We start from the raw sequence: 13437 nt of genomic DNA on the forward strand, positions 1-13437 counted from the left end.
GGGGCGACTCTGGGCAGGTGCCGGAAGGCCTCGGGGAGGGGGCGGTTCCGAAGGCACACCAGGGGGGCGGATGGCCATCGGTGAGGCCCGTCCGGGCCCGGCTGGTGCTGGCTCGCGGCCGAAGAGGCTGGAAGAGACCATGCGCGGCCGGCTCGGCAGGGAATGCGTGTACGTGCCGTCATGCAGGTTCGGGCTGTTCGTGGCGTTGCGCCACTGGTGCCCGCCGGGCGGCCGGGTGCTGATGTCGCCGGTCAACGACGACGTCATCTTCTTCGTGGTGCTCGCGGCCGGACTGCGCCCGGTGCAGGCACCGCTGAATCCGCTGGACGCGTCCATCGACATCGATGCCGTGCCGGAGGAGGTGTGGGGTTCGCTGTCGGCCGTGCTGACCACCAATCTGTACGGCAACCCGGACCCGGCGCCGCGCCTGCGGGAGCGCTGCGACGCGCTGGGCATCCCGCTGTTCGAGGACGGGGCGCACGCCATCGGCAGCGAGACCGGCGGACGCCCGGTCGGTGCGTGGGGCGACGCCTCCGTGTTCAGCCTGTCCAAGCACGTCCACGCACAGGCGGGAGGCATTCTCGCGTTCGCCGACCCGGGCCGCTCGGCCGCCCTGCGCTCCGCCTGCGCGGACCTGCTCGCCCCGCGCCGGACCACCGCCGAACTCGCCTACCTGGTCCGCCCCTACGCCGAGGCCGCCGTGCGGCGTCTTGGCCTGCGGCGGGCCGCCTGGGCCACGCTGCGGCTGCTGGGCATGGCCGAACGCGAGGACATCCGGATGCCGCTGCGGCCCCGGGAGCTGGCCGCCGCGGCCGGGTCGGCCCCGGACCTGGACGCCTACGACCCGTGGGTGCGCGTCGACATGCACGACTACCGGCTGGCCCCCGGTGCGCTGCGGCTGCGCCGGATCGAGCGCCGGCTGGGACGGCTCGACGAGGTCCTGGACGCGGCGCGTGAGGGCACGCGGCTGCTGCTGTCCACGCGGTGGGCGCTGCCGCGCGGGGACGGCACGGTCCAGCCGCTGTTCCGGGTGCCGCTGTTCGTGGCCGACCGGGACGCGGCCGCGGCCGCACTGGCCCGGCACGGCATCGTCGTCGGCTATCTCTACGATCCGCCGCTGGACGACTACGCGGGCAAGGAGTTCACCGACCCCTCGCCCGCGCCGGAGGCGGCCCGCTGGTTCGCCCGGCACGCGCTGCCGGTGGACCCGCTGCGCGCGCGGGAGGCGATCGAGGCGCTGGAGCGGTCCGGAGTGCCGCCCGCCGCGCCGCCGGAGCACCTCGTCCGCGAGCCCGGCCCGCCACCGGACGAGAAGACCCAGAAGCGGAACGAGGCCATCCAGAGCAGCGGGAACGACAGGCACGCCGAGGACAAGGAGAGCACGACCCCGAGGGAGCTGGGACCGTCCCGTGGCTGAGACCCAGGTGCACGAGCGGGCCGCGGCACGCGACACCGGCGGCGGTCATCCGCCTGCCGGGAGCGGATCCGGCTCGGACTCCCTGTTCAAGAACGCCTACTTCCTGATGCTCAGCACCGGCGTCTCCGCGGTGCTCGGCCTGGGCTTCTGGCTGGTGGCCGCCCGCTACTACTCGGAGGACGCCGTCGGCCAGGGTTCGGCCGCGATCGCCGCGATGCGGCTGCTCGCCAGCATCACCGCGACCACGATGATCGGCGCGGTGGTCCGCTTCGTGCCGCGCGCCGGCCGCGAGACCGCCCGCCTGGTGTGGGGCGTGTACGGGGCGAGTTCCCTGGTCGTCGCCCTGGCCGCCGGGGTGTTCCTGCTCACCCTCGACCAGTGGGGTGCCTCCTACGCACCGCTCGGCACACCGCTGGCCGGCGCGCTGTTCGTCGCGGCGTGCGTGGCCTGGGCGCTGCTCACCCTGCAGGACGGGGTGCTGACGGGGCTGCGCAAGGCGGAGTGGGTGCCGGCCGGGAACGCGGTGTTCTCCGTCGGCAAGCTGGTGCTGCTGGTGGTGTTCGCCGGCGCGATGCCGGTGCTCGGCATCTTCGTCTCCTGGGCCGTGGCGATCGCCTTCTCCACGATCCCGCTCGGCTGGCTGATCTTCCGCCGCCTGATTCCGCGCCAGGCCGCCGCCGACCGCGACCGGGAGCCGCCCCGGCTGCGTGACATGGGCCGGTTCCTCGCCGGGGACTCGCTGGGCGCGCTGTTCAGCCTGGCGATGATCAACCTGCTCCCGGTGATGGTCGCCGTCCGCTTCAGCTCCGCGGAGAACGGCTACTTCTACGTGGCCTACACCGTCGGCGGCACGATGGAGTTCATGGCCATCAACATGGCCTCCTCCCTCACCGCCCACGCCTCGCACGACCCGCGCCAGCTCGCCGACGGAGTGCGCGGGGCGCTGCGCCGGATGACCCTGCTTCTGGTGCCGGTGGTGGGGGTCCTGGTGCTGTTCGCGCCGCAGATCCTCACACCGTTCAGCCCCGACTACGCCGAGCACGGCTCGACGGTGCTGCGGCTGCTCGCGCTCGGCGCGCTGCCCAGGGTCGTGGTGGAGCTGTACATCGGCGTGCTGCGGGTGCAGGGGCGTACGGGAGTGCTGGCCGGGCTGCAGGGCGCCATGTGCGTGCTGGTGCTGGGCAGCGCGGCGGTGCTGTTCACCCCGGCGGGCATCGCGGGCGCCGGCTGGGCGGTGCTGATCAGCATGACGCTGGTCGCCGTCGTCTCGGTGTTCGGGCTGCGCTCGGCGCTGCGCTCCCGGCCCGACGAACCGCCCGCCGCGGCCGCGGCCCCCTCCGCCGGCGACGGCACCTACGGCACCCGCTGGGCCAAGCTCAACGCCACCGCCGGCTACGGCACCGGCTGGGCCCGCAGGGCCGCGTACGAGGAGGGCACCGAGGACACGGTCACGCTGGTCATCGGCCACCCCGGCTACGAGCGCGAGGCCCTGCAGCCGGACACGCTGGCGTTCATCGTGCGGCCGTCGGCGCCGGCCGGGCGGGGAACGGGCGACGAGGCTCCCGCACCGGAGGCGCAGGCACCCGCGGCGGCCCGCTCGGCGACGGTTCAGGACGCGGACGGGACGGACGACGGCACCGGGGAACGGCCGGAGCCTGCGGCCGGTGAGCGTCCCCGACCCGCCGACCACGTACCGAAGGGCGGGGCCGGCGAGGCAGCCGGTGCGCCCGCCGAGCCGGACACCGGCCGGCCGGACGGGAGAGCCGGATGTGAGGGACCGGGCACGAACGACGAGCCCGCGCCGGACGAGCCCGAGGAGAGCGAGGCATCCGAGGAGCGCGGCGAACCCGACGAGGACGACGAGGACGACGAGCCGCGCCCCTTGCGCGAGGCGGAGCAGCCTGCCGGGGACGCCCAGCCCGCCACCCGGGACGCGACACTGGCCCTGAGCGACGCCCGCCCGGCGCTCCGCGCCGACGCGCGGGCCCCCGAGCTGCCCCGTTCCGCCCGGGACGTCGTCCTGCCGCCCGCCCCCGCCGGAGCACCGGGCAACGGCCCGTCAGCCGTGCCCGGGCCGGAGCGGCGGGGCAGCACCGAGATCAGCAGCCCGCCGTGGGCCGGGCACCAGGGGCCGGCGGGCCCGCAGCCGGACGCCCCGCTTCCCCTGCTCGCCGGCGCCCCCGCCGACCGCCCCGGCGTCGCAGGCGTCGCGGGCGGCTGTGCGGGCGCCGCAGCGCCCGCACAGCCGCCCGCCGAGGACCCGGACCGGCTGATCAAGGGTCTCCTGTGGGCCCTGACCGGCCTCGCCACCCTCGCCTTCTGGTGGTCCGTGCGCGGTCTGCCATGGCTGCGGGGCGGCGGTGACAAGGAGCTGACCGGGCGGGAGCTGCTGGAGGGGATGCCGCTGCCCGCCCTGGGCGCCGGGGCGGTGCTGCTGCTCGTCTTCGTCGCCTCGGTCACCCTGTGCACAAGGGCCGACGCCCTGCTCACCGGCACCGCACTGGGCTCCGCGCTGTTCGCGCTGCACGCCGCGCCCGCCGCCCTCGGCCGGGAACCGGCGTCGCTGGACGGCGCGTTGTACGAGAGGACCGCCCGCTTCCTCGCCGGGGCTCTCGGCCTGGACGGGCCCGGGACGCTGCTGCGCTGGGCGCCGCTCGTCTGCACCCTGCTGTGCCTGGTCCCACTGTGGCTGCTGCACGCCGGCGCGGGCGGACGGCTGTCCTGGGCGGGGCGCTGGGGGGTTCTGTATCTGATCGCGGTGGGCGGCTGGGTCTGGCGGGACGAACTCGCGCCGCACACCCCGCTGCTGCTCGCCGTCCTCACCGTGCTCGTCCTGCTCCTGCCGCTCGGCCGCGCCGCCGGGAGAGCCGTGGCGGGAGCCCTGCCGGGCCGCCGCCGGCCCAACGAACGATCCAGGGACTGATCAAGCGTCAAGAGCCGAATCAGCAGGGGGGAACCACCGTGCGTCCGCCAACCACTCCACGCGAGAGATCCGCGCCCGAATCAGCGCACGGATCAGCGCCCGAACCGCCGCCGGACCGTGCGCCGGCGCCGGTGGCCCCCGGTGGGTCCGCCACGGCCGGCACGGACCGGACACCTCCGTCGGCGGAGCCGCCCAGTCCGGCGCCCGAGCCGGTGACGGACCTGTCCGATCTGCCGCCCGCCCTGACCTGGCGCCGCGCCCGCGCCGCCTGGCCCGCGGCGGTGCTCCTGCTGGCCCTGGCCCTGTGGGCGTACGCGGTACGGCACACGGACGTGTCGGCGCTCGACGACTTCGGGCTCGTCACCGCGCTCCACCCGAGCTTCTGGGCCGGACTCGCCGTGCTCACCGCGGGCTTCTGGCTCACCGTGCGCGACCCCGCGAGGTCCCGGCTCTGGCCGGGAGCGTATGTGCTGGGGCTGCTCGTGATGGAGCGGGCCACCCAGGCCGTGCTGTATCCGACGCCGCTGTACGCCTGGGCGTGGAAGCACGACGGAGTCGTGGAGCACCTGCTGACGGCCGGCGAACTGCAGGGCGCCGAGCAGGTGGGCGACATGGCGGTGTACGACCAGTGGCCGGGCTTCTTCGCCGCGCAGGCGGCGCTGGTGCGGCTGCTCGGCGTGGACTCGGCCGCGATGTACATGGCCTGGTGGCCGCTGGTCTCCAGCCTGCTGCTCCTGCTCCCGCTGCTGCTGATCTACCGCACCTTCACCGAGGACCGGCGGCTGATCTGGACCGCGCTGTGGCTGTTCTACGTGGCCAACTGGGTGGGGCAGGACTACTTCTCGCCGCAGTCGGTGGCGTTCGCCCTGCACCTCGGGGTGCTGGCCGTGGTGCTGCGCCGCTACGGCCGCACCGGCGACCGGCGCGGGCAGGCGCTGTGGACGGCGGCGATCGCCCTGATGGCGGTGACCATCGTCATCTCCCATCAGCTCACCCCCGCCATGCTGGCCGCCACCCTGCTGGTGCTGTGCCTGCTGCGCCGCTACCGGGACTGGGTGCCGCTGGTGACCGTGGTGAGCATCTTCCTGGCCTGGTGCATGACGGCCGCGCTGCCGTTCCTGTCCGCCGCGCTGCCGGAGATGCTGCGCTCGGTCGGTGACGTGGGCGCCAATGTGTCCACCGGCTACGGCACCACGCCGACCGGCACCGGAGCGGTGGCGACGTCGTGGGCGGCCCGGCTGCTGTCCGGCTCGGTGCTGCTGCTCGGGGCGGTGGGCGTGTGGCGGCAACGCGTGCTCAGGCACCGGGCGCTGCCGCTGCTGCTGATCGCGCTGGCGCCGCTGCCGATGCTCGTGGCCAACAGCTACGGGAGCGAGATGATCTTCCGGGTGCTGATGTTCATGCTGCCCGGCGTGGCGTTCTTCGCCGCGGCGGCGCTGCTGCCGACGGTGCGCACCCTGGCGGGCGAGGCCCGCGAGCAGCAGACCGTCCGCTCCGCCGCGCCCCGGCGGCGGGCCCTGGCGGCGGGCGGCCCGCTCGTCGCGCTGCTGGCGCTCACCCTGGCGTTCGTACCGAGCTACTCGGGCAAGGACCGGATCAGCTACTTCCCGCCCGAGGAGGTGGAGCTGGTCCAGCGGGTGTTCGACGAAGCCGGTGAGGGTTCCCTGGTGGTCGCCGCCAACCGCAACTACCCGCTGGCGTACGCCTCGTACGGCAGCGTCGACCACTACTGGTTCCTGGAGGACGACCGGCGTCACGTCGACGCGATCGTCGCGGACCCGGCCGCCACGCTCGCCCGCGACATGCGCGGCGTGGAGCGCCCCGGCCGCGCCTACGTCCTGTTCACCCGGGGCCAGGTGGCCAACTCGGAGATGAACGGGCAGCTCGACGGGGAGCAGCTGGAGCGCATACGGAAGTCGGTGGCCGGCTCGCCCCGGTTCCGGCTGGTGGCCGAGAACAGCGCCGGAAGCCTCTACGAACTGCGTCAGGACGGAGGTGCGGCGCGATGACCCCGCAGGAACTCGTGGTGCGGATGCTGCCGCCGTTCGGCGGCTGGCTGGCGCTCGCCGCGCTCGCCCTGCCCGGCGGATCGCCGCTGCGCGGCGCCGCGGTCGCCGTCTTCCTGGCGGCGGGTCCCGGCGCGGCCCTGGTGGGGCTCTGCGCGCCCGCGCTGCGGGTGCGGCCCGCGCAGGGGCCGGTGGACGGGCGTGACCCCGGCTTCGCCCGCCGCTCCGATCTGCTGGAGCGGCTGATGCTGATCGTCTTCGTCAGCGTCGGCGCGGTGATGATCGTGGCGACCGTCCTGTTCGCCACGCACGCCTTCACCGCGCAGCGGGTGCTGCTCGCCCTGACCGTGCTCACCACGCTCGCCGCGTTCAGCCCGCGGCTGCGGGCCTCGCCGCCGACGCCGGGTAAGCCCAGGACAGGAAAGGGTTCCGCTCTGTGAGGTTTGCTCGTCCCTTTCGCTCCATGCGTCCCTTTCGTCGCGACCCCGAAGGCCGGCACCGCAGAACGGACGCCGAGGACGCGGCGGCCCCGCCGCAGGGGCCGGCGTCCCGGCGCCGGCGGCTGCTGATCACCTCCGTGGCGGTGGCCGGGGCGGTCCTGGCCGGGGCACTGGTGGTGCGGGAGGCCGCGGGGCCCTCCGGGTCCGGCCCGGAGCCGTCCGCGATGGGCGAGGAGTGCCGGCCCACGGAGCTGCTGGAGCCGCCGTGCGGCGCCTGGTTCGGCGCGTTCGTCCCGCACGAGCGCGCCGACCTGGAGGAGAAGGTGGCCGCCTACGAGAAGCGGGTGGGCCGCAAGCTCGACATCGTGTACACGTACCACGACATGTCGCTGCCCCGGGGCAGCCGCCGGGAGGGGCAGCTGCTCACCCCGGAGGAGCAGCGCGTCGGCGAGGACCGCATGCTGCTGCTGTCCTGGGAGAGCAAGTGGTGGGGCGGCAGCAAGAAGCAGCAGCCGACCTGGAGGCAGATCGCCGACGGCGAGCTCGACAAGTCCGTCATCGACGTCCAGGCCCGCCGCATCAAGGAGTACGGGGACCGCACCGGCAAGAAGGTCTTCCTCTCCTTCGACCTGGAGATGGACACCCGCACCCCGGACAACGGCACCCCCGCCGAGTACGTGGAGGCCTACCGGCACATCCACGACCGGTTCCGCGAACTGGGCGTGGACAACGTGGTGTGGACGTGGATCATCACCGGATACCTCGGCCACGCCGAGCTGTTCGAGCAGATGTACCCGGGCGACGCGTACGTCGACTGGATCGGATACAACCAGTACAACTACTACCGCTGCCACAAGACCGGCTGGCAGAGCTTCGCCCGGACCCAGACGGCCACCCACGCCTGGATCCGCGAGAACATCTCCGACCGCAAACCGCTGATGCTCTCCGAGTTCGGCACGGCCAACGACACGTCACGTCCCGGACGGCAGGCCGAGTGGTACGCCGAGGTGCCGGGGGTGCTGAAGCGGCTGGACGGGGTCAAGGCGGCCCTCCAGTGGAACCACCGCGACCCCGGCCCGCACTGCAATCTCGCCCTGGCCGACGACGAGGCCTGGAACAGCCTGCGCAAGGTGGCCGCCGACCCGTACCTGAACCAGCCGCATCCCGCAGAGTGACCGAGGAGGGCCGGGCCGGCCCGGGGTGGGTCCGGGCAGCCCGGCCCGACCGGCGGTCCGGGCGGTCAGCCCGCGAACTCCGGGCCGTGGACCGCCGCCCGCAGCCGCCGGTACCAGCGCCAGCCGATGGTCTTCACCCCGTCCCGGTACGGCGCGATGCGCGCCCCGCCGCCCGAGAGCCAGGTGCGCACGTCGTCCACGGTGTGGGTGCGGCGGACGATCAGGCGGGCGATGCGGTAGCGCTCGTCCCGCTCGGAGCTGAGGGCATGCCGTACGGCGGTCGCCGTCTCGTAGCCCGCCTGTGCCGCCATCGCCCGCACCCGCGGGCTGTTGTAGCCGTGCGGATAGGCGAGATGCGGCACGGCATGGCCGAGGGTGTCCTCCAGCACGGCCTTGGAGTCGTGCAGCTCGGTGCGCAGGCGCCGGCGGGTCAGGGTGTCCAGCTGGGCGTGGGTGACCGTGTGGCTGCCGACCTCCATCCCGGCCTGCTCCAGCTCCGCCGCCTGCGCCAGCGCCATCATCGGCGCGGGCGGCAGCAGGCAGCGTCCGCCCGGGGTGAGCGCGCCGGTGGTGAGATACGCGGTGGCGGCCAGGCCGCGCGCGGCCAGCGCCTCGGCGGTGGGGCCCGGCAGATCGGCGAACCCGTCGTCGAAGGTCAGCAGCACCGGCCGGGGCGGCAGCGGCGCCCGGCCGGCGAGATGTGCGGCGAGGGTGCTGATGGTGACGGGCGTGCGGCCGCTGTCCACGACGGCGTCGAGGTGCGCGGCGAACTCCTTCGGCGGGACCGTGAACTCGGCGATCCAGTCCGGCGGATCGTCCATCACGGCGTGATAGAGGAACACGGGGACGGCCGCCGGGCTGTCGGCACCGGCCGTGCTCCCGGCTTCCGTGCGCGCTCCGCCCGCCAGCGGCTCCCGCGGTGTCGTCGTCATCTCCGCCCCCTCGCGGCCGTCTTCCGCAGGGCCTGCCGGGCGCGCAGATAGCCGACGGGCCCGTAGAGCATGCCCCGGCGCTGCAGCCGGGACAGGCGCCGCGGCCAGGGATGGCTGCGGCTGTCGTGGTCCCCCGGAGCGGCCCCGCCGCCCTCGGCGTCCCGTACGGCCGTCAGCGCCCGTGCGTGCGCCAGGCCGCGCGGCAGCCGGGCGAGGAAGGCGGGCAGCAGTGCGGGCCGGTTGACCAGGATCGCGGTGAGATAGGCGGTCAGCCCCGCGCCGTAGCCGTAGGCCTGGGTCTCCAGGTCCGCCCAGGTCTCCCGGTGGTGGTGCCACACCAGCGCCCGGGGTGTGTAGTGCAGCCGGTGCCCGTGGGCGAGCACGCGGACGAAGCCGTAGAGGTCGTCGCCGCCGCGCGCGGGCGTGCCGGCACCGGTGGCCGGGTCGAACCCGCCGACCTCCCGCAGCACCCCGGTGCGGAACGCCATGTTCGCCCCGGAGCCGAAACGTCCCGCCGTGAACGGGAACAGGGGCTCCTCGCGGGGCGGTTCGGCGGGGTCGTACGTCGCCGGGGTGAAGCCCTTCGCGAAACCGCCGTGACTCTCCAGCAGCACCTGGGCCGGGGTGCGCAGCCGGGCCGGCAGGATCAGTCCCGTCACGCAGCCCAGGCGCGGGTCGGCGGCGAAGGGCACGGTGAGTTCGGTCAGCCAGCGGGGGTCGGCGATGACGTCGTCGTCGGTGAAGGCGACCACCTCGCCCCCGGCCACGGCCAGCCCCGCGTTGTGGGCGACGGCGAGCCCCGGAACCGGCTCGCGGACATACCGCACGCGCTCCCCGTACTTCCGGTGCACCAACTCCTTTGTCTCGTCGGTGACGGGCGCGTTGTCGACCACCACGATCTCGAAGCGCGGGTGGTCCTGGGCGAGCAGCGAGTCCAGCGCACGGGCCAGCTGCCCGGCCCGCTCCCGGGTCGCCACCACCACGGAGGCGTACGGGGGCGCGACCTCGCGCGCCGGCGCCCGCTCACCCGGCGGGGCCGCGGAGCCGGCGAGCATCCGCCGCGCGGCCGCGCTCAGCACCGCCCGCGGATCGGCCCCCTCCGGCACCCGCTCCAGGAACGTTCCGGCCGGCACGCCCTCCCGTCTGACCAGCACGAACACCTCGCCGGCGGTGACCGGCGGGCTGCCGGGACCGGGCCGGAGCACCGCCTCCCCGCCCTCGCCCAGATCCACCTCGGCGACCTGCACCGCCCCGATGGACAGGAACCTCCGGATCTCCTCCTGCGTACGCGATGCACTCCACCGCATCGAGGCCCGGGCCATCGACGATGCGCGCGATGCCCGGGACATCAGCGATGTGCGCGATGTGCGGGACATGAACCCTCCCCCTCCTCATGACCCCCTGGTCAGCGGTGCATGTCAGCGGCGGTGGCCGGCCCGCAGCCGTCCCGCGCCGCGCAGGGCCCGCGAGGCCAGCGACGCCACCCGCGGGTGCGCCCGGACGAACGCATGGGCGCGGCGCACCGGTTCGCGGCTCAGCCAGTACAGGGCGGCGCCCGCGCCGGGACGCAGTGCCGCCCCCTCGTAGACGGCGAGCTCGCCGGTCTTCAGCGAGTCCTTGTACTCGGCGGGGCCGCGCCCCATGTCGAGCAGGCCGATGCCCTCGGCCGCCGCCGCCTCGGCCATCCGCAGGTGCAGCACCAGGCCCGGCGAGTACTTCGCGAACGCCGGGTCGTACGCCGGGAACCAGCAGGCCAGCACGGACGACGAGCGCAGCCCGAAGTGCGCGGCCACCGGCCGCCCGTCGGCGTACAGCACCGACAACGTGCCCGTGCACTCGGGCGCACGGGTCTGCGCGAGCCGGCCGACCAGACGCGTGATCCACTCCTGCGCGAAGCGGTCGCGCCGCCCCGTCCTGCGGTACTGCGCCGACTTCCACTCCATCAGCGTGCGCAGCACCGCCGGGTCGCGCTCGTCGAACACGAACCGCACCGGGCCGACCTGGCGGCCCAGCCTGCGCTCCTTGGCCAGCGTGGTCTTCAGGAACTTCGGCGACTGGGCGCGCAGCACCGACTCGTAGGTGTCGTAGCCCTTCTCCACGTCGATGACGAAGGTGGCGTGCTCCTCGGCCGCGTACGGCAGGAAGAGCCGCTGCTCGGGCTCCAGGTTGTCGAAGGCGAAGGCCGACAGCGAGCAGGCCCGCAGCAGTTCGGCGGTGTCCTGGACCAGGCCCGGACGCAGGATCGCGCCCTGGCAGTCCGACACCCCGAGCCCGATGGCCCGTCCCTGCCCCAGCGGCCCGCGCTCGAACGGCAGGAAGCCCGCCGGTTCGGTCCCCTCGTACAGCACCGCCACCCGGGCGCCCGGCCGCACCAGGCCCACCGCGGCGGTGAACTCCGGCTCCATGAACGGGTTGCGCGGTACCTCGGCGGCCGCGCGCAGCTCCCGCCAGCGTTGCCGCTCCCCCTCGCCGAGATCCTCCGGCCTCAGTACGTGCACACGTCCACTGCTCACCTGACCCCCCGATCAAGTCCCCCCTGGACACTTGGAAGGTACCGCCCGGGAGGGCATGGACGGTAGGTAGCGGACCATCTTGTTGCCAATCGGTGCACAAGGCGTGGGGCGCGGGCGTACCCGACGGCGGTGAGAAGCACCGGCGTGTTGTCCGTATTCTCTGATCATGGCCGCACCCACCGCATATTCACTCATCGCCACCGACCTGGACGGGACGCTGCTGCGCGGCGACGACACCTTGTCCGCCCGGTCCCTCGCAGCGCTCGCGCGGGTGGCGCGGGCCGGTGCCCGGCACCTCGTGGTGACGGGGCGCCCGGCCCCCAGGGTGCGGCCCCTGCTGGAGGCCCTCGGCTGCACGGGGCTCGCGGTGTGCGGACAGGGCGCGCAGGTGTACGACGCGGGCGCCCACCGGCTGGTGTGGTCCGTCACCCTGGACCGGGAGCTGGCGGAGACCGCGCTGGGCAAGATCGAGGCCGAGGTGGGGGAGGTCTACGCGGCGGTCGACCAGGACGGCGTGGACGGGCTGACCCTGATCGAGCCGGGGTACCGGATGCCGCACCCCACGCTGCCCGCGGTGCGGGTCGAGCGGCGCGACGCGCTGTGGACCCGGCCGATCAGCAAGGTGCTGCTGCGCCACCCCAGGCTGACCGACGACGAGTTGGCGGCGACCGCGCGCGCGGTGGTCGGCTCGCTCGCCACGGTGACCATGTCCGGGCCGGGGACCGTGGAACTCCAGCCGTGCGGTGTGACGAAGGCGACGGGGCTGGCGCTGGCGGCCGAGCGGCTGGGGCTGGGCCCGGAGCGGACGCTGGCGTTCGGTGACATGCCGAACGACATCCCCATGTTCGACTGGGCGGCCCGGGGCGTCGCCATGGCCAACGCGCACCCGGAGCTGAAGGCGGTGGCCGACGAGGTCACCACGACGAACGAGGACGACGGCGTGGCCGTCGTCCTCGAGCGTCTGTTCCCGGAGACCGGGTGTCACCTGCCCCAACAGGTGCCGCCCCGGTGCGATTCCGGATCCGCGTCCTCGTCCGCCGAGAGGACGCTTGCGTCGTCCCAGTAGCCGGGTGTCGTCCCGGTTGCCGGGTGTCGTGCCGGTGGCCGGGAGCGGGAGGGCGTCCGGCGGCCGGCGGCTCCCCAATGGCCGCCCGGGCCGTCCGCGGGTGGGTCCTCGGCTCAGTAGGCGCCGAAGACGTTGTCGATGGAGCCGTAGCGGTCGGCGGCGTAGTTGCAGGCCGCCACGATGTTCGCGACCGGGTCGAACGGGTCGAAGGCGGTGCCCGGCACGTGGTAGGCCGCGAAGGTCGGGTCGATGACCTGCAGCAGACCCTTGGACGGGGTGCCCTTGGCGGCGTTGGAGTCCCAGTTGTTGATGGCGTTCGGGTTGCCGGACGACTCGCGCATGATGTTGCGGTGGATGCCGTCGTAGGAGCCCGGGATGCCGTGCTGCTGCATGATCGACAGCGCCTCGCGGATCCAGCCGTCGAGGTTGTTCGGGTACGCCGTCGAGGTGGCGGCGGCGGGCGCGGCGGCCGGGGCCGCGGAGGCGCTGGTGGCGCCGATGAGCGGCAGGGCGACCACGGCGGCGCCGGTGCCGGCGACGGCGAGGGTACGGGCGAGACGGCGGCCGCCGAAGCGGCGGGTCATACCGGTTGCAGGCATGTTCGTGTGTCCTCTCCTGCGCCTGCGAGGTGAGCTGTCGGGTTCGGGCTGGGAGAGTGCCCGGCCGTGCCCCTTCGGGCATGGCTTCACCCCTAGCCGTTCCGGACGGATGTCCGGCCCGGCGACTTACCTGGGTCCCCCGCTCCTGCCGTGCGTGAGTGATCGACGATCGGTGGTGCGGGCGGCGGCAGGATTCGGCGTCCGCCCGGCAGGCCGGGAACGTATGCGAGAGCACATGCCGGGAACAAGTGTGGTCATCACAGAAGCGGCCGTTTGATCTTGTCCTGGGGTGATTTGCGCACCTGCCCCTTTGCCGGTGTCAAGGAGCAACTCCGTTGCGGGGACGGGGAGAAGGGGGGCGGACGG

Annotated in this window: 10 protein-coding genes and 1 riboswitch; of the genes, 6 read left to right on the forward strand and 4 right to left on the reverse strand. The window is 74.2% G+C overall.

The annotated features are described in order from the left end of the window. Positions 1-70: 70 nt before the first annotated feature. From HCJ93_RS03615 to HCJ93_RS03635, 5 genes are all read left to right on the forward strand, one after another. The gene (locus tag HCJ93_RS03615) at positions 71-1417 is read left to right on the forward strand and encodes a DegT/DnrJ/EryC1/StrS family aminotransferase (RefSeq protein ID WP_167990995.1); all 1347 of its coding nucleotides are present in this window, start codon (positions 71-73) and stop codon (positions 1415-1417) included. Beyond that, on the forward strand, positions 1410-4340 hold the full coding sequence (locus HCJ93_RS29995) for a lipopolysaccharide biosynthesis protein (protein ID WP_167990997.1): 2931 nt from the start codon (positions 1410-1412) through the stop codon (positions 4338-4340). Before HCJ93_RS03615 ends, HCJ93_RS29995 begins: the two co-directional genes overlap by 8 nt. A gap of 212 nt (positions 4341-4552) precedes the next feature. Then, positions 4553-6349 (forward strand): glycosyltransferase, encoded by a 1797-nt coding sequence (locus tag HCJ93_RS03625; protein ID WP_167990999.1) that lies wholly within the window; start codon positions 4553-4555, stop codon positions 6347-6349. After that, complete coding sequence (locus HCJ93_RS03630; RefSeq protein ID WP_167991000.1) at positions 6346-6786, forward strand: hypothetical protein; 441 nt, start codon at positions 6346-6348, stop codon at positions 6784-6786. The genes HCJ93_RS03625 and HCJ93_RS03630 overlap by 4 nt, the downstream gene beginning before the upstream one ends. Positions 6787-6809: 23 nt before the next feature. Further along, on the forward strand, positions 6810-7961 hold the full coding sequence (locus HCJ93_RS03635; protein ID WP_167991002.1) for a glycosyl hydrolase: 1152 nt from the start codon (positions 6810-6812) through the stop codon (positions 7959-7961). Positions 7962-8026: 65 nt separating this feature from the next. Here HCJ93_RS03635 and HCJ93_RS03640 read toward each other — a convergent pair whose 3' ends face one another. The 3 genes from HCJ93_RS03640 to HCJ93_RS03650 all read right to left on the reverse strand — a co-directional run bounded on the left by HCJ93_RS03640 (position 8027) and on the right by HCJ93_RS03650 (position 11406). After that, the gene (locus HCJ93_RS03640) at positions 8027-8782 is read right to left on the reverse strand and encodes a polysaccharide deacetylase family protein (RefSeq protein WP_240967433.1); all 756 of its coding nucleotides are present in this window, start codon (positions 8780-8782) and stop codon (positions 8027-8029) included. A gap of 107 nt (positions 8783-8889) precedes the next feature. Continuing rightward, the gene (locus HCJ93_RS03645) at positions 8890-10200 is read right to left on the reverse strand and encodes a glycosyltransferase family 2 protein (RefSeq protein WP_167991211.1); all 1311 of its coding nucleotides are present in this window, start codon (positions 10198-10200) and stop codon (positions 8890-8892) included. A gap of 111 nt (positions 10201-10311) precedes the next feature. Further along, entirely contained in the window at positions 10312-11406 is a 1095-nt protein-coding gene (locus tag HCJ93_RS03650; RefSeq protein ID WP_167991003.1) for a GNAT family N-acetyltransferase, read from the reverse strand. A gap of 166 nt (positions 11407-11572) precedes the next feature. Between HCJ93_RS03650 and HCJ93_RS03655 the strand changes: the two genes are divergently transcribed. Further along, entirely contained in the window at positions 11573-12472 is a 900-nt protein-coding gene (locus HCJ93_RS03655; protein WP_167991005.1) for an HAD family hydrolase, read from the forward strand. 113 nt (positions 12473-12585) lie between these two features. Here the strand turns inward: HCJ93_RS03655 and HCJ93_RS03660 are convergent, their stop codons facing one another. Then, positions 12586-13071, reverse strand: a complete 486-nt coding sequence (locus tag HCJ93_RS03660) for a transglycosylase SLT domain-containing protein (protein ID WP_167991006.1) — start codon at positions 13069-13071, stop codon at positions 12586-12588. Positions 13072-13075: 4 nt separating this feature from the next. Next, a riboswitch (cyclic di-AMP (ydaO/yuaA leader) is annotated at positions 13076-13242 on the reverse strand. Positions 13243-13437: the final 195 nt, after the last annotated feature.

The sequence above is a fragment of the Streptomyces composti genome (assembly GCF_012034205.1).
GTDB lineage: Bacteria > Actinomycetota > Actinomycetes > Streptomycetales > Streptomycetaceae > Streptomyces > Streptomyces composti.

Bases quoted from the DNA above. Each gene is read 5' to 3' on its own strand.
- HCJ93_RS03615 (WP_167990995.1), top strand. From the start codon at position 71: ATGGCCATCGGTGAGGCCCGTCCGGGCCCGGCTGGTGCTGGCTCGCGG.
- HCJ93_RS03630 (WP_167991000.1), top strand. From the start codon at position 6,346: ATGACCCCGCAGGAACTCGTGGTGCGGATGCTGCCGCCGTTCGGCGGC.
- HCJ93_RS03635 (WP_167991002.1), top strand. From the start codon at position 6,810: ATGCGTCCCTTTCGTCGCGACCCCGAAGGCCGGCACCGCAGAACGGAC.
- HCJ93_RS03640 (WP_240967433.1), bottom strand. From the start codon at position 8,782: ATGGACGATCCGCCGGACTGGATCGCCGAGTTCACGGTCCCGCCGAAG.
- HCJ93_RS03645 (WP_167991211.1), bottom strand. From the start codon at position 10,200: ATGCGGTGGAGTGCATCGCGTACGCAGGAGGAGATCCGGAGGTTCCTG.
- HCJ93_RS03655 (WP_167991005.1), top strand. From the start codon at position 11,573: ATGGCCGCACCCACCGCATATTCACTCATCGCCACCGACCTGGACGGG.
- HCJ93_RS03660 (WP_167991006.1), bottom strand. From the start codon at position 13,071: ATGCCTGCAACCGGTATGACCCGCCGCTTCGGCGGCCGCCGTCTCGCC.